Source organism: Intestinimonas timonensis, assembly GCF_900626145.1.
Lineage (GTDB): Bacteria > Bacillota > Clostridia > Oscillospirales > Oscillospiraceae > Intestinimonas > Intestinimonas aquisgranensis.
Window position 1 is genome coordinate 1,121,116 of sequence record NZ_LR130816.1, and the last position, 14,104, is coordinate 1,135,219.

17 protein-coding genes are annotated in these 14,104 nt (G+C 48.1%); 14 read left to right on the forward strand and 3 right to left on the reverse strand.

What is annotated here, in order from left to right; genetic code table 11:
- Nucleotides 1-354, forward strand: a complete 354-nt coding sequence (locus E0E29_RS05520; protein WP_024724768.1) for a TnpV protein — start codon at nucleotides 1-3, stop codon at nucleotides 352-354.
- A 60-nt stretch (nucleotides 355-414) separates the two neighbouring features.
- On the opposite strand, the gene E0E29_RS05525 is transcribed toward E0E29_RS05520, so the two are convergent.
- The gene (locus tag E0E29_RS05525) at nucleotides 415-1,398 is read right to left on the reverse strand and encodes a helix-turn-helix transcriptional regulator (RefSeq protein ID WP_050004277.1); all 984 of its coding nucleotides are present in this window, start codon (nucleotides 1,396-1,398) and stop codon (nucleotides 415-417) included.
- A gap of 294 nt (nucleotides 1,399-1,692) precedes the next feature.
- On the opposite strand from E0E29_RS05525, the gene E0E29_RS05530 reads away from it, so the two are divergent.
- From E0E29_RS05530 to mobQ, 12 genes are all read left to right on the forward strand, one after another.
- The gene (locus E0E29_RS05530) at nucleotides 1,693-2,298 is read left to right on the forward strand and encodes an MptD family putative ECF transporter S component (protein WP_015533385.1); all 606 of its coding nucleotides are present in this window, start codon (nucleotides 1,693-1,695) and stop codon (nucleotides 2,296-2,298) included.
- On the forward strand, nucleotides 2,298-3,038 hold the full coding sequence (locus tag E0E29_RS05535) for an energy-coupling factor transporter transmembrane component T (protein ID WP_050004278.1): 741 nt from the start codon (nucleotides 2,298-2,300) through the stop codon (nucleotides 3,036-3,038). Before E0E29_RS05530 ends, E0E29_RS05535 begins: the two co-directional genes overlap by 1 nt.
- Nucleotides 3,038-4,531 carry an ABC transporter ATP-binding protein gene (locus tag E0E29_RS05540; protein WP_050004279.1) on the forward strand — a complete coding sequence of 498 codons (1,494 nt, stop codon included), beginning with the start codon at nucleotides 3,038-3,040 and terminating at the stop codon, nucleotides 4,529-4,531. The genes E0E29_RS05535 and E0E29_RS05540 overlap by 1 nt, the downstream gene beginning before the upstream one ends.
- Nucleotides 4,512-5,174 carry a hypothetical protein gene (locus E0E29_RS05545; protein WP_059004508.1) on the forward strand — a complete coding sequence of 221 codons (663 nt, stop codon included), beginning with the start codon at nucleotides 4,512-4,514 and terminating at the stop codon, nucleotides 5,172-5,174. Before E0E29_RS05540 ends, E0E29_RS05545 begins: the two co-directional genes overlap by 20 nt.
- Nucleotides 5,167-6,906 carry an ABC transporter ATP-binding protein gene (locus tag E0E29_RS05550; protein WP_050004281.1) on the forward strand — a complete coding sequence of 580 codons (1,740 nt, stop codon included), beginning with the start codon at nucleotides 5,167-5,169 and terminating at the stop codon, nucleotides 6,904-6,906. The genes E0E29_RS05545 and E0E29_RS05550 overlap by 8 nt, the downstream gene beginning before the upstream one ends.
- Nucleotides 6,903-8,642: an ABC transporter ATP-binding protein gene (locus E0E29_RS05555; RefSeq protein ID WP_024724762.1), complete on the forward strand. Its 1,740-nt coding sequence runs from the start codon at nucleotides 6,903-6,905 to the stop codon at nucleotides 8,640-8,642. Before E0E29_RS05550 ends, E0E29_RS05555 begins: the two co-directional genes overlap by 4 nt.
- A complete protein-coding gene (locus E0E29_RS05560) occupies nucleotides 8,642-9,025 on the forward strand; it encodes a metal-dependent transcriptional regulator (protein WP_024724761.1) in 384 nt (127 codons plus the stop codon). The genes E0E29_RS05555 and E0E29_RS05560 overlap by 1 nt, the downstream gene beginning before the upstream one ends.
- 477 nt (nucleotides 9,026-9,502) lie before the next feature.
- Complete coding sequence (locus E0E29_RS05565; RefSeq protein WP_050617386.1) at nucleotides 9,503-9,916, forward strand: RNA polymerase sigma factor; 414 nt, start codon at nucleotides 9,503-9,505, stop codon at nucleotides 9,914-9,916.
- 103 nt (nucleotides 9,917-10,019) lie between these two features.
- The gene (locus E0E29_RS05570; RefSeq protein ID WP_050617387.1) at nucleotides 10,020-10,472 is read left to right on the forward strand and encodes an RNA polymerase subunit sigma-24; all 453 of its coding nucleotides are present in this window, start codon (nucleotides 10,020-10,022) and stop codon (nucleotides 10,470-10,472) included.
- A 10-nt stretch (nucleotides 10,473-10,482) separates the two neighbouring features.
- Nucleotides 10,483-10,944 (forward strand): RNA polymerase sigma factor, encoded by a 462-nt coding sequence (locus E0E29_RS05575; protein WP_009296689.1) that lies wholly within the window; start codon nucleotides 10,483-10,485, stop codon nucleotides 10,942-10,944.
- A gap of 28 nt (nucleotides 10,945-10,972) precedes the next feature.
- Nucleotides 10,973-11,263 carry a DUF3847 domain-containing protein gene (locus E0E29_RS05580; RefSeq protein WP_050617388.1) on the forward strand — a complete coding sequence of 97 codons (291 nt, stop codon included), beginning with the start codon at nucleotides 10,973-10,975 and terminating at the stop codon, nucleotides 11,261-11,263.
- Between the two features lie 186 nt (nucleotides 11,264-11,449).
- Nucleotides 11,450-12,895: a MobQ family relaxase gene (gene mobQ / locus E0E29_RS05585; protein WP_077138751.1), complete on the forward strand. Its 1,446-nt coding sequence runs from the start codon at nucleotides 11,450-11,452 to the stop codon at nucleotides 12,893-12,895.
- Nucleotides 12,896-13,002: 107 nt separating this feature from the next.
- Here the strand turns inward: mobQ and E0E29_RS05590 are convergent, their stop codons facing one another.
- Complete coding sequence (locus E0E29_RS05590) at nucleotides 13,003-13,293, reverse strand: type II toxin-antitoxin system YafQ family toxin (RefSeq protein WP_002596328.1); 291 nt, start codon at nucleotides 13,291-13,293, stop codon at nucleotides 13,003-13,005.
- On the reverse strand, nucleotides 13,290-13,568 hold the full coding sequence (locus E0E29_RS05595) for a type II toxin-antitoxin system RelB/DinJ family antitoxin (RefSeq protein ID WP_005924829.1): 279 nt from the start codon (nucleotides 13,566-13,568) through the stop codon (nucleotides 13,290-13,292). Before E0E29_RS05595 ends, E0E29_RS05590 begins: the two co-directional genes overlap by 4 nt.
- 126 nt (nucleotides 13,569-13,694) lie before the next feature.
- On the opposite strand from E0E29_RS05595, the gene E0E29_RS05600 reads away from it, so the two are divergent.
- Nucleotides 13,695-14,093 carry a cysteine-rich VLP domain-containing protein gene (locus E0E29_RS05600; RefSeq protein WP_050617390.1) on the forward strand — a complete coding sequence of 133 codons (399 nt, stop codon included), beginning with the start codon at nucleotides 13,695-13,697 and terminating at the stop codon, nucleotides 14,091-14,093.
- Nucleotides 14,094-14,104: the final 11 nt, after the last annotated feature.

A 14,104-nucleotide genomic window follows, 5' to 3' on the forward strand; every position in this document is an offset into this window, starting at 1 on the left:
ATGAGTAAGTTGACTTACATTCGTTGTGGAGATTATGATATACCCAACCTAAAACTTTCTGAACAGCCGGAAACTTCTATCGGCAAGTACGGCAGAATGCGAAAATCCTACCTAAAGGAACATCGCCCCATTCTCTACAACCATCTGCTGATGAGCGAGAAGCTGTATCCACACCTGTTAGAGATTGAGCGGACAGCACAGGGGCGTGTGGAAACCATGTTGCCTCACATGATGGAAGTTGCGGGTGTCACGGAGGAACTGAAAGCCTGTGACCCTATGCGCTGGATGGGGCTGATGAACACGCTGAAAGCGCAGGCAGAAGAAATCATATTAGCAGAATTGATTAACGACTGATTCCCTAACAATAAATTACAATATAATCAAAAAGACGAAGTTAGTGTAAATAGACTGACTTCATCTTTTTTGATTCCTATATTCTTCTGGGGATTTTCCATAAACTTTACGGAAAGTGGCCGCAAATTTACTTGCATTGGCATAGCCCAAATGCTCTGCAATATTGCCGATTGTCAAATTCGGTTTTGACATCAATAAAAGCGCATACCGCATTTTTGCCTGTCGGATATAAGCCCCAATAGGAACACCATACATGGCTTTGAATGATTCTCGAAGTTTGGTCTGCCCCATTGCTGCTATTTTGCAAAGCTGCGAGAGTTCTGGTGGGTTTAAAATATTCTGTTCAATAGCCAGACGTACAGATTCCAGCGCCTTTTTCTCTTGTTTGGAAAGAGACTGGTGTTTAGATGCTATCTCCTGTCGCTGTTTATGAAAGTTGCCTGCCACAATAGAAAGCAGTTCACCTACTTTGCTTTCGTAGTAAAGACGGGAGGTTTCGCCAGCAATCAGTTTATCCCGTATCTGCAAAAACAGGGTTCCAATTTCCGGGGTATTATAATCAAAAGCTTTCCAATCATAAACCTCTGCATAGTCAAAATCGTCCGGGGTAAAACGGTCTTGCAGATTTTTCTCTATGTAATCTTCAAACAGCAAAACTGACGCATAGCTGATTGGTATATTGGGTTGATATAATACTCGCCCCTGTGACGGCTTATTTAGATAAAGGTGGATTCCCTCTGTGATAGGTTGGGCTTTCCGCCCATTCTGGATCAGGGTAACACCGCCGGATTCCAAATAATAAATTTTCACCAGCTTTTGATTGATCTCATATTTGCGTTCCATTGAGGCGTATGGTATCCAGCTTCCGGTTGACAGGAATAATCCATCTGTCGGTTGAACCTGATAGATATTTCCATAGCCTTGTCTGTTTTGCGGCTGCAAGGTGCAGATTCCATTATGATTATCCTGTCGAAAATGATAATCATGCAGATAAAAAGAAGCATCCCCTAATTCGTGCGCGGCCTGTGTAGAATCGGTCTGCATCCTGCTCACCCCCGTTTCTTATGTAGTCGGAATAATCCGCAGTATCTTTTTTTATGCTCCAAAATGTCGCAAAGGCTGTCAGCAAAACCACAAAAAGCACTGATATATCCGGTTGTTTTTCCACTTTTAACTCCTGTTTTGACCTTTTTTGCCGGATTTGACACCCAAAAAATCACTGAGTAGAATGACATTACTGGCTGGTTAGCTGACTCTAATCACAGCAATTCTATCACGATTTTGTGCGTAGGTCAATGAGGCTTCTGCCAGCAAATAATAAATAGGAGGACGTTGAAAATGTCTAATTCACAACAAATGAAAAAAGGGCTGTCTGTGCGTGATTTGATTACCACCGGCATCCTTGCTGCTTTGTACATGGTATGCGCCATGATTGGCGAGGCTATCTTTGGGTTCTTCCCTGTACTGACTTTCCTTTGCCCGCTGTCTATTGCGCTGCTGTGCGGCCCGGTTTATATGCTGATACTGGCGAAGGTGCCGAAGCATGGCCCAATCATTGTCACCGGTATTTTGGTAGGAGGTGTACTGTTCGTACTCGGTATGTACTGGTCTATGTGTTTGGCATATTGTATTCTCGGCGTTGTGGCCGATCTGCTGGCCGGTTCCGGGAACTTTAGAAACAAAGGGCGTAACCTGTTGTCCTACATGATTTTTGTTCTCAGCCCAGTTTTCTCCTACGGTATGCTTTGGTTTGACCGCGACGCCTATGTGCAATATTTGGTAGAAAAGGGAACAGAACAGACCTATATGGACACAATGGTTTCAACCGCGCAAAACTGGATGCTCCCGGCAATGATTATCGGCGTGTTGATCTGTGCTGCTATCAGCGGTCTTGTAGGCCAGAAACTATTGAAAAAGCATTTTGAAAAGGCCGGAGTAGTGTAATGGAGATGCAACTGCAAACAAAAGACACACTTGCCACATTACATTTAGACCCTCGCACAAAACTATATCTGTTGATCGTCGGAAATGTTGCGTTGTTCCTTGCGCCCTCTTTACTCTATGAGATTGCGCTGGTTGTATGCGTTGTGATTCTCGGCATCCTTGTAGGAGCAAAGCGGTTTACGGTAAGAATGGCTGCTGTCTATGCGGGAATGGTTGTTCTGCATATCATTGGAACAAATTATTTGACAGGGACTTTGCAGATTGCGATTGTAACATTTACCGTATTTATCCGTAAAATCTTTCCTTGTGCCATGCTCGGAGGTATTTTAGTCAGCACGACAAGGGTAAATGAATTTATGGCGGCCATGAACCGTATTCATATGCCAAAAGCAATGGTTATTCCTCTGACGGTCATGCTCCGCTATTTTCCTATGGTGCATGAGGATTGGGGCTATATCAGCGACGCCATGCGGATGCGCGATGTAGCTCCAACCGTCAAAAGTCTGCTGACCCATCCGGCCCGAACAGTGGAATGTATCTATGTTCCGATGATGATGTCAGCACTGAAAGTGGCGGATGAATTGTCGGCGGCGGCTGTTACAAGGGGGCTGGAAAATCCGAAGCCCCGAACCTGCTTGCAGGAAATCCACTTTAGTGTTGCGGATGCCGTATGCTTTATCCTGTTCACTTTGTTTATGTCAGTGTCAATCTGGCTGAAATTGAAAGGGGGTGCAGGCTAATGATCCGTTTTGACAAGGTTTCTTTTACCTATCAGGAATCATTACAAAATGGCGGACTGCGCGATGTTGATTTGACAATCAACAAAGGCGAGTGTGTGCTGTTGTGTGGGCGAAGCGGCTGTGGGAAAACCACATTGACCCGTCTTGTGAATGGCCTGATTCCATACTTTTATCCGGGAGAAGTCACCGGAACAACCTATGTTGACGGTAAAAATATACAGGATTATCCCATATATGAAGTGTCCGAGTATGTGGGGTCTGTATTCCAAAATCCACGCTCTCAATTTTTTAATGTAGATACAGACAGTGAAATCTCCTTTGGAATGGAAAATCTGACTTATCCAAGGGAAAAAATGAAAGAACGCATTTCAAAGACAGTTGCGGATTTAGATATAGCACATCTGACGGGGAGAAGCATATTTGAATTGTCTGGCGGTGAAAAACAAAAGGTGGCGTTTGCGTCCATCTATGCTATGTCTCCGAGTATTTACTTGTTAGATGAACCATCGTCCAATCTGGATATGGATGCTATTGAGGATTTGCGGCGTACACTTGAACTCCTAAAGAAACAAGGCAAGACCATTCTAATTGCAGAACATAGGATTTATTATCTGAGGGAATTAGTTGACCGCATTGCGTATATGGAAAACGGGGCTATATCTGCTGTGTTTTCTCCAAGCCAGTTTCTTTCTATTCCTGAAGAACAGCGGCATAGTATGGGACTTCGCGCTTTAGATTTGTCAAAGGTACAGCCAAGGGCCTTTGCTGAAAATTCTCAAAAGCCGATTTTGGAAGTCAGGAACTTATCCTTGTTCTATAAGAAAAAACTGGTTCTGGACGATTTGAATTTGAGTGCGGCACCGGGAGAAATCATAGGAATTATCGGCCATAACGGAGCCGGGAAATCTACATTTTCCAGAACACTATGCGGCCTGCACACAAACTGTACGGGACAAATTCTTTGGGATGGTAAAGAACTGAACGCAAAGAGCCGGTTAAAACGCTCCTATATGGTGATGCAGGACGTAAGCTATCAGTTATTTGCCGATACATTGGAAAAGGAATGTGTATTTGGAATTAAACATCCTGATCTGGATGCAGCAAAACAGGCAATGGAACGGCTGGGTATTTATGAGTACCGTACTCATCATCCCAATACACTTTCCGGGGGGCAGAAGCAGCGTGCAGCCGTGGCGGTCAGTATGGTATGCCGTAAGGATGTTTTAATTTTTGATGAACCAACTAGCGGACTTGATTATGACAGCATGATTCAGGTTGCGGGGTTATTTCAAACGCTTTCCAAAATGGGAAAGGTAATTTTTGTTGTAACCCATGATTACGAATTTTTAGCGGCAGCCTGTACAAGAGTGATTCATTTAGATAACGGAAAACAGCAGGAAGATTACCCACTTTCCCCCGACAATCTGCATCGACTACATGATTTTTTCTTGCGGTCAGAAAGGAGGCAGAACCTTGAGGAGAATGGAAAATGACCTCCTGTTCTTCCATGAGCTGATTGGTAACTGTTCCGTTGAAAAGGATTCAAAGATATATACAATTTCTCCCAAATTTGGGAAAGGCACCATGCAGAGCTTTGAAGTGATGCCTGGTGCTGAAATTGTTTATAGCAATGTTCATATCACAACTCCAATTCAAAAAAATATCCAATGTATAGATCGTTTTATTGAAGTCACCTATTGCTTTCATGGGCGAGTGAATATGCTGTTCAGCGACCAGCCGGAGATGATTATGAGCGACCATTATATTTCTGTTTTCAATGGTGCAAGCCACCTGAAAAGCTGTGATTTTGGAGAAGAACCTTTTGTTGGTGTTTCAGTGGTGGCTTATCTGCCGCAGATCATAAACAGCCTGAATATCATGCTGGGGACAATCGCGTTTGACGAGGACATGGATTTTCAAGGACTTTTTACAGCGGGCGGATGCTTTATAGCACCCGCAACAAAAAGTGTGGAGCATATTTTTACCGAACTGCTCTTGCTGCCGGAACAGTACCGCAATTACCTTATGCGTATTAAAGTCATGGAACTATTGCTATACCTGGTTGGCAAAATGGAGTATCGGACAGATTTTGGAATTTCACTATTCCGCAAGGAGGAGATGAATTGTAATGAGTGATGTAAAAGCCCTGTTTGGACTAATTGATAAGAGAAATAAGCGCCGCCTGATTGGTGCGGTGATCTGTTGCGTCCTGTCTGTTTTGTGCGGCATCCTGCCCTATTTAGGCGTTTGGGGTATTGTGACCTGTTTCCTGGATGAACGGACAGAGAACCTTTTTCAATATGTGTGCCTGATTGCCGCAGCAATCATTTTGAAACATCTGCTGTTTGGAACCGGCACAAAAATCTCTCACAAGGTAGCCTACCAGACATTGGGGGAAACCCGTAAAAAGCTGTTCCGTAAAATTGCCCGCTTACCAATGGGCTATGTGAAAACAACGGCATCCGGGCAGGTCAAAACGATCATTATGGACAATATGGAACAGTTGGAGACATTTTACGCCCATAACATTCCAGAGATTATTTCCGGCCTCGCTGTACCGCTGTGTATGGAAATCCTGCTGGTGATATTGGACATCAGGGTAGCCGGTATCATGCTGATTCCGGTCGTTCTGTTTATTCTTGTCGGTATTCTTATGATTATCGTTCAGATGAAAAAAATGGACGAATTTAATCAGGCGTTTGCCGATGTCAGCGTTAAGACGGTGGAATATGTCAACGGTATGAAAGAACTGAAGATATTTGCTGCCGACGAATCCACTTATGGCCGCCTGTCAGAAAGCATCCGCACTTACAGCACCGTTGTAACAGAGTGGTTCCAAAGCTGCTTGAAATATGTTGCTTTCAATCATACCGACTTAAACAGCAACCTTGTGTTCCTGTTTCCGCTTGCCGGTTTGATGTACCTCTCCGGCAGCGTGACAGCGGCCAGCTATATTATGTATCTGTTTATGGGGCTTGCCATGCTGATTCCGTTGGAAACTGTTTCTAATAACTTTGATTATATCGGCATGAACGCCTCTGTTGCAAAAAAGATAGACGAAATTCTGAAGCTGGATGAAATGGCGGATACGACCTCAAAGGCAGAACTTGCCGACCACACGATTGCGTTTGAACACGTTACATTTTCCTATGGGGAAGAACAGCCGGTATTAAAAGATGTCTCATTTACTGTTCCTGACGGAAAAGTAACGGCGCTCGCCGGTGTTTCCGGCAGCGGCAAAAGTACAGCGGCCAGCCTGATCTGCCGGTTTTGGGATATAACCGAGGGACAGATTTGTATGGGCGGCGTACCGCTGAACCAGATTCCGCTATCCGATCTGATGTCCCAGATTTCCTTTGTGACCCAGAATACGTTCCTGTTCAAAAAGAGCATCCGGGATAACATTATGATGGGAAACCCAGAGGCCACGGAGGAAGAAATGATGCAGGCAGCCAAGGATGCCGTATGTCACGACTTTATTATGCGGCTTCCAAAGGGCTATGACACAGTGATAGACAAGGAAACCAAGTTGAGCGGCGGTGAAAAACAGAGAATCACATTGGCAAGGGCGATTCTGAAAAATGCGCCGGTCGTGATTCTTGACGAGGCAACGGCTTACATTGATGCCGACAATGAAGATTTACTGCAAAAGGCGCTAGCTAAATTATCAGAGGGAAAAACCGTACTTGTAATAGCGCACCGTCTTTCCAGTATCAAGGAAGCTGATTCGATTGTGGTTCTGGAACAGGGCAAAGTGATTGACTGCGGCACACATGATGAATTGATAAACCGTTGCTCCCCGTATCAGGATATGTGGGCGGCCTTTGAACAATCCGATCAATGGAAAATGGGAGGTGTAAACGCATGATTGCTATGATAAGGAAATTCTTAGACCTTGCAGGCGAGCGCAAAAAGCAGCTTTATCTTGCGTGGCTGTTTCAGGCGTTGACCTCAATTTGTGAGGGCGCGATATATTTCATGCTGTTCCTTGCGATAAAAGATATTTTGGGCGGCTCGTTTACAAAGGAAAAACTGATGCAGTATAGCCTTATGTTTCTGGTCTATACTGTCCTGCATTTTGTTTTTTATTACTTTACGATTGCAAAACAGCGCCCGGTATCTTATGCCATGATGCGGGATGAACGTCTTTCGATTGCGGCGAAAATCAAACAGTTTCCGCTCTACTACTTTACAAAAGACAAGATCAGCCAGCTTACATCTTTGTTTACAACTGATTTAAGTTTCGTGGAAATGAATATCATGGAGATTATTGCCGGTTTCGTTTCCAGCATGATCATGACGGTTGTATTTGCTCTGATGCTGCTTAGTGTGGACTGGCGTATGGCGCTTCTTCTGTTTGCGGGGATCATCCCCGGCTATATCCTCTACCAGCAGTTTCAAAAGAGCATGGTTCAACTGGGAGAGCAGAAGAAAAATACGCAGGTGGCAATGATTGATTCCACGCTGGAATATGTACAGGGCATGGAAACGATCAAGGCATACCGGCTGGAGCAATCCGGTAAGCTCGTGGAGAAGCAGGTGAACGGATATTGCACGGCTTCTGACCGTTATGAAGCGACGCTGACGAATTGGAGCATGGGTTATAAAATCTGCCTGAATCTGGGCCTGTTTTTGAGTTTGGGTGTTGGCATTGCAATGGTTCGTTCTGGTTCATTAGCCCCGGCAACCTATTTGTTTTTTGCAATCATGGGTATTATTTTTTACCGTCCGCTGGAAGCTCTGATGGGTTCCTTTGCCATGATGAATCTTGCAAACGCATCGTTGGATAATATAGCAGAAATCAACAACCTGCCGACCGAAAATGAAAAACAGGGAACTACACAGTTTGCAGATACACAAGCCGATGTACGGTTTGAAAATGTATCGTTTAGCTATGATGGAAAGCGTGACGCAGTTAGTCATGTAAGTTTTTCAGCTAAACCCGGAACGATCACTGCATTGGTGGGTCCTTCTGGAAGCGGCAAATCCACTCTCCTTAATTTAATTCCGGGATTCGTGACGCCGAAAAACGGGCGGATTCTGTTGAATTGGAAAGATGCGGCAACATTAAAGCATAGTGATCTGGTGCGTCATGTGAGTGTCGTTTTTCAGGAAGTATATCTTTTTCAGGATACCATGATGAATAATATCCGAATGGGAAACCAGAGCGCAACGGACGAGCAGGTGGTAGAGGCGGCAAAAAAGGCTCACTGTCACGAATTTATAGAAAAGCTCCCACAGGGCTATCAAACGGTTATCAGCGAGGGCGGCGCAAGCCTTTCCGGTGGAGAGCGTCAGCGCGTCGCTATTGCGAGGGCAATTTTGAAAGATTCCCCGATCATTCTTTTAGATGAGGCGCTGTCCAGTCTGGATGCCGAAAATGCCGTAGCAATACAGAAGGGCATAGAAGAAATGATTAAGGGCAAGACGGTGTTCCTTGTATCACACACTTTGTCCTATATCCAAAATTCAGATCAGATACTTGTCCTATCTGACGGCATATTGCAAGGCTGTGGGAAACATGAAGAACTGTTGCAGACCGTGCCGCTTTATCAAACTATGTGGGAAAAAGAGAAATCTATTAAAAACTGGAAGCTGGCATAATGAGCAGCAAGAACAAACTTCATGCGTCCGGGGAGGACTACCTGGAAACCATCCTTGTTCTCCAAAAGAAACGCGGTATGGTACGCTCCGTAGATGTGGCCCGGCACATGGAGGTGTCAAAGCCCAGCGTGTGCCATGCAGTGGCTATCTTGCGGGACGGCGGCTTTCTCACTATGGACGAAGATCACTTTCTCCATCTGACCGATGTGGGCCGCGAGGTAGCCGAAAAAATCTACGAGCGTCACTGCTTCTTTACCGAGCAGCTTATCGCCGCAGGCGTTGACCCCAGGACTGCGGAGGCTGACGCCTGCCGGATTGAACACATCATCAGCGATGAGAGCTTTTCACGGCTGAAAGAGGCAGCCGAACAGGAACAAACCTAAACCAAATAAGACAAGCGATCCTGCCCCGCAAGACGGGGAAAGAAAAAAACCGTTGCAGGGCAGGCAGCTTCGTGCGCCCATAATGGATTTTCCGGGTACTGCGGCGGTTTTGAGTAACATCAAGGCCGCCGTTCCTTATGCCCTCAACAAAGGAGTGACGACTACACGCTGACACGGCGGCTTTAGGAGGGAACCGCCATGAAGCACATTGACCGCCGACAAATTCAGACGATATTTCACTACCGTCAAAAAAAGCCCAGTCAACGAACAGGCCCCGTCTGGTAGCCGGTGCGAAAATTGTCATTCTGTAAGTGAATATTGGAGTTTTTGCGCTCGAATAGCTTTTTGCTGTCCGGGCGCTTTTTTGTCCCTATGGAGCCGGAACATCGGGCCAGCATGGCCCGAACCCTGGCCCCGGTGCCGCTCCCCGCCGCCCCATTCAGATTTACTAAAAAAATCTGAATGGAGGAAAGGCAGATGGAAGTTACCATCAATTATAACGGACAAGCTGTGGCCGTGGAGGTTACGCTGGAAGTCTATGAATTTCTTGACCGGGCCGATCATAAAACGGAGAACCTCTTCCATGAACAGCGGCGGCATTGGGATGGCCGGGAGTTTGACGAGTACATCATTACCACCGAGGGTGTAGGGGTCTACGGCGAAACGCCGGAGGAACACCTTTGCCGCATGGAAACGCTGCATGAGCTGATGGCTGTTCTGGACACCTGTACCGAGGCCCAGCGCCGCCGGTTCCTGCTCTATGCGCTTGACGGGCTGAGCCTTGCAGAGATCGGTGTGCTGTGCGGCTGCTCCAAAGTGGCTGTTTATCAAAGTGTGGAGGCGGTCAGAAAAAAATTTATAAATTTCTCTGAGAACAGGCTTAACGAATGACCTGTTTTCGGGCTACCAAGTGAAAGGGATTATTTCCCTTATCTCAGCGAGGGGCGGACAGCGGACAAGCTGCCCGCCTCTCCGATTTTCAGGAGGTAAGCCTATGAAAACAATCAATCTGCGGTGGATGTATCCCCACTACCGGCATGACGAGTTTGTGGATGTTACAGACAAGGTATGGGCAGCGATGTATCAGGCCCAGCGGGAGATGGAGAATTATGAGCGCCGGAAAGTCTACCACCGCGCCTACTACTCTCTGGACGCATACAGCTGGCTGGAAAATTACGCACTGGAACACAGCAGATCGCCGGAAGATATTTTGCTGGAACGAGAAGAAAAGACCACCCGCCTATACCTGATTGCAGCTCTGCCGGTGGCTCTGGCTCATGCCACTCCGACACAGGCCCGCCGTGTTCACGCCTACTACATTGCCGGTATCAAGCAGCCGGAAATCTCTCGGATAGAGGGTGTCCACAGCAGCAAGGTCAGCGTTGCCATCCGCCGGGGGCTGCGGAATATGCGCCGCTTTTATGATGGCCTTTTTCAAACAGAGTGAGGGCGTGCCTATGCAGACCATCAATCTCAAACAATATTATCCATTTTGCAAAGAGGACATTTTTGTGGAGGTGTCCGATGAGATCGTCGAAGCGTTTCTTCTGGACAAGAGAGCCGAGGCCGCCAGAGATCGCAAGATGTTCCGGTATAAGGCGTTTTATTCCCTCGATTGTAACGATGGAATCGAAAATGCCGCCATCGGCTGGGCGCAGCCATCGCCGGAGGACTACCTGATAGAAAAAGAAGAATTAGCCGAATACGAAGAATTGATACGGCGATTGTACGAAGCCATTTCCTCCCTGCCGCCTATGCAGGCTCGCCGTGTTCACGCCCGCTATATGCTGGGTATGAAAGTGAAAGATATTGCCGCAATGGAGGGTATCACGCCATCACAGGCGGGAAAATCCATCCATGCCGCACTGCGGAGGCTACGCCGGTACTTTGCTCGACAGAAATGGACGGTCAATCTATGAGTATTTTCAAAGAAAAGAGGTGCCTGACATGAACGAAAAAATTACAGCCCGCCCCCAAAAAGAAGAACGGGAGAAAGTCCTGAAGGAGATTCGGCAGCTTGAAAGCCGAAAGAAGATTTTGGAGAACAAGCAGCGCAACGAGGAACGCAAGGCCCGCACCCGCCGCCTGATTGAGCGTGGGGCCGTTTTGGAGGGCATTTTCCCTCTGGCCCCCGACCTTCCCGGCGTAGAGGTCAAAGCGTTCCTGATTGCCCTGTCCCATCTTCCGGGGGCGGCAGAACTGGCCGCAAAACTGCCGAAATCCGGGGACAAGCCGTAAGTCCCTTGTTTACAAGGGCGCACTTATACACCGTTGCCGGTGCTGTGCGCCCTGCCGGGGGCGTTGCGTACTTCGTCCGCGATGGGGCGCTACACTCCCCAAACCCCTTGTGCGCTCTGCGCAGCCAAACACCCGCTTTGCGTTTGTCCGGCTCCACAGAGCCTGTTATCCCCTCACTGAAAGGAGGTGTTCCCCATAGATTTCTGTCATATCCCCGTCAGTATCATAAAGCGCAGCGCAGGCCGTTCTGCCGTTGCCGCAGCTGCTTACCGCAGCGGAACCAAGCTGACAAATGAATGGGACGGAATGACCCACGACTACACCCGGAAAGGCGGCATTGTCCATGCGGAGATCATGCTGCCTGCCCACGCGCCGCCGGAATTTGCAGACCGATCTATCCTCTGGAACAGCGTGGAGCAAATCGAGAAAGCAAGGGACAGCCAGCTTGCCCGCGAGATTGAAGCAGCCCTGCCCCGTGAACTGTCCGGCGAACAGCAGCTTGCCCTTGTGCGTGCCTATGTGAAGGACAACTTTGTAGACAAAGGAATGTGTGCTGACTTTGCTATCCATGACAAGGGAACCGGCAACCCTCATGTCCATATCATGCTGACGCTCCGGCCTCTGAAAGAAAATGGACAGTGGGGTGCAAAGTGCCGCAAGGCATACGATCTGGACGAGAATGGACAGCGTATCCCGGATGGGAAAGGCGGCTGGAAAAATCACAGAGAGGATACGACCGACTGGAACGATAAAGAAAATGTGGAGATTTGGCGGGCAGCGTGGGCGGCTTATACCAACCGGGCATTGGAGGCTGCCGGTCAGCCCGCCCTGGTAGATCACCGCAGCTACAAGCGGCAGGGCATTGATAAGATTCCCTCTGTCCATCTGGGGCCAGCTGCCAGCCAAATGGAAAAGCGCGGCATCCGCACCGACAAGGGCGAAGTAAACCGGCAGATCGCCGCCGACAATAAGCTGCTGAAAGAAATCAAAGCCCGCATTACCCGTCTTTATCGCTGGTCGAAAGCCGAAACGGAAAAACCACAAACACAGCAAAGCAGCTTGACAGCTTTGTGGGAGGCCCAGCAGCAGTTGGACGCTCCCCGCACCCGCACCGGCAAAATCCGGGCTTTGCAGGAAAGCGCTGCACTATTCAGCTTTTTGCAGGCAAACGGCATCCAGTCTATGCAGCAGCTTCATGAAAAAATCGCTGATATGAACAGCCGTTACTATGACCTGCGCGGAAAGATCGTCAAGGCCGAGCGCCGGATCACTACCCTTACCGAGCGCGGGGAGATGTGGGAACAGTACAACCAGTACAAGTCCATCCACAAGCAGCTTGCCAAAGTAAAGCCGGAAAAATGGGAACAGTTTGAACAGCGCCACAGCCGGGAACTGATTCTGTATGACGCAGCGGCCCGGTATCTGAAAGAACTGAAAGACAGCGGCGAGGCAATCACCCCAAAGGCATGGCAGCTGGAAATTGACCAGCTGGCCGCTGGAAAGCAGACGGACACGCTTGCCATGAAATCCATGAGGGAGGATTTGAAAGCAGTGGAACGGCTCCGCAAAACCGCCGAGCAGCTGTCCCGACAGGAAAGGGACAAGTCTCACGACCGTGGGCCGGAGCGGTAAAGTCTACCGCGTTTTGGCGTACCCCTTTTAGGTGCGTCGCGTTTCACGACATACCTTTGCATACAGAAAAACCGCCGTACAGGTTTCCCCATACGGCGGCAGACTGTTTATTTGCCGAACAAGTCGCTGTGTGTGCCGGTGCGGGCCAGCGTCAGCACCAGAACATCATCTTCTATGCGGTAGACAAGCAGCCAGTCCGGGAGAATGTGACATTCCCGATGGCCTGCCCAATCGCCGGACAGGTCATGGTCACGGTTCTTATCTGGCAGCGGTTCGCCCATCGCCAGCAATGCTACGACCTGCTCCAACAGCTCAATCTTCAAGCCACGCTTTATGGCTCGTTTGTAGTCCTTTTTGAAACTGGTCGTGTACTTGACGGTATATTTGGTTTCTTTCATCTTTTCAGGTCAGCAAACAACTCGTCAAGGTCATTATAGCCCTTTACAGACGGGTCTTTTGCAATCCTTTCCGCTTCCAGCATGGCAGCAACCGTTTCTTTGTTCGGCTGTTCCAGCCTTACTTCAAAGGGAATGCCGCCTTCACGAAGCGACTGGCGCACAAAGATGTTAAACGCCGTAGTCAGGTTCATGCCAAGTTCAGTAAACAGTGCGTCCGCCTGCGCTTTCAAATCTGCGTCCATGCGGATACTGATGTTTGTGGTATTTCCAGCCATACGATCAACCCCTTTCTGCTGGCAATTATAGTATATGCCATTTGCACGAAGAAAACAATACTTTGCACGAATATTTAACAATAAATTCATTCAAGGAGGTTACCGGCTTTATGAAAGAAATCATTTATGAAGAACAACAAGACTGAACCTATCCCTGTCATGGATTACCGCCAGTATCGCAGAGCGCGGAGGCTGGTGCATGAGTGCTGTAACTACATCGACGGAAACTGTATCGCCCTGGACGATGGGGAGGAATGTGTCTGTGTCCAGTCTATTTCCTACTCCCTGTTGTGCAGGTGGTTTCGGGCGGCGGTATTGCCGCAGGATAAGGAACTGGAAACGGCGCTGTTCCACCGGCTGAATGCTAAGAAATGCTCCGTATGTAAGGCACTGTTTACCCCCGGTTCCAACCGAGCCAAATACTGCCCGGAATGTGCCGCACGCATGAAGCGGATCAACGCCGCAAAGCGCAAGCGGAAACAACGGGAGAAATGTCACGCTTTAGGGGATGAAAAACCCTTGTAAATCAAGGTTTT

Coding starts and splice junctions, on each gene's coding strand:
- E0E29_RS05520 (WP_024724768.1), top strand. CDS start 1: ATGAGTAAGTTGACTTACATTCGTTGTGGAGATTATGATATACCCAAC.
- E0E29_RS05525 (WP_050004277.1), bottom strand. CDS start 1,398: ATGCAGACCGATTCTACACAGGCCGCGCACGAATTAGGGGATGCTTCT.
- E0E29_RS05530 (WP_015533385.1), top strand. CDS start 1,693: ATGTCTAATTCACAACAAATGAAAAAAGGGCTGTCTGTGCGTGATTTG.
- E0E29_RS05535 (WP_050004278.1), top strand. CDS start 2,298: ATGGAGATGCAACTGCAAACAAAAGACACACTTGCCACATTACATTTA.
- E0E29_RS05540 (WP_050004279.1), top strand. CDS start 3,038: ATGATCCGTTTTGACAAGGTTTCTTTTACCTATCAGGAATCATTACAA.
- E0E29_RS05550 (WP_050004281.1), top strand. CDS start 5,167: ATGAGTGATGTAAAAGCCCTGTTTGGACTAATTGATAAGAGAAATAAG.
- E0E29_RS05555 (WP_024724762.1), top strand. CDS start 6,903: ATGATTGCTATGATAAGGAAATTCTTAGACCTTGCAGGCGAGCGCAAA.
- E0E29_RS05560 (WP_024724761.1), top strand. CDS start 8,642: ATGAGCAGCAAGAACAAACTTCATGCGTCCGGGGAGGACTACCTGGAA.
- E0E29_RS05565 (WP_050617386.1), top strand. CDS start 9,503: ATGGAAGTTACCATCAATTATAACGGACAAGCTGTGGCCGTGGAGGTT.
- E0E29_RS05570 (WP_050617387.1), top strand. CDS start 10,020: ATGAAAACAATCAATCTGCGGTGGATGTATCCCCACTACCGGCATGAC.
- E0E29_RS05575 (WP_009296689.1), top strand. CDS start 10,483: ATGCAGACCATCAATCTCAAACAATATTATCCATTTTGCAAAGAGGAC.
- E0E29_RS05580 (WP_050617388.1), top strand. CDS start 10,973: ATGAACGAAAAAATTACAGCCCGCCCCCAAAAAGAAGAACGGGAGAAA.
- E0E29_RS05590 (WP_002596328.1), bottom strand. CDS start 13,293: ATGAAAGAAACCAAATATACCGTCAAGTACACGACCAGTTTCAAAAAG.
- E0E29_RS05595 (WP_005924829.1), bottom strand. CDS start 13,568: ATGGCTGGAAATACCACAAACATCAGTATCCGCATGGACGCAGATTTG.
- E0E29_RS05600 (WP_050617390.1), top strand. CDS start 13,695: ATGAAGAACAACAAGACTGAACCTATCCCTGTCATGGATTACCGCCAG.